The 277-nt window shown below is 65.3% G+C and carries 1 protein-coding gene; it reads left to right on the forward strand.

The window, feature by feature from the left end; all coding sequences use genetic code 11:
• Positions 1 to 277, forward strand: a 277-nt coding sequence (locus SB765_RS29385; protein ID WP_410932454.1) for a GMC family oxidoreductase N-terminal domain-containing protein, incomplete at both ends; no start/stop codon positions are given.

Below are 277 nucleotides of genomic sequence, written 5' to 3' on the forward strand. Positions count from 1 at the left end.
GATCGAAGAAGGCCCGCTCAAGACCAGCAGCGACTTCCACCTGTTGGAAAACGAAGCCTATGCAACCCTGTATCAGGAGGGCCTGGGGCGCATGAGCAAGGATGGCGCCATCACCATCCTGCAAGGCCGCGCCGTAGGCGGCACCACGTTGGTGAACTGGACGTCGAGCTTTCGTACCCCGCCGCAGACGCTGGCGCACTGGGCCTCGGCCCACGGCGTGACGGGCCTGGGCGAAGATGACCTGCGCCCCTGGTTCGAGCGCATGGAGCAGGACCTG

The sequence above is a fragment of the Pseudomonas sp. SIMBA_067 genome (assembly GCF_046534675.1).
Classification (GTDB): domain Bacteria; phylum Pseudomonadota; class Gammaproteobacteria; order Pseudomonadales; family Pseudomonadaceae; genus Aquipseudomonas; species Aquipseudomonas putida.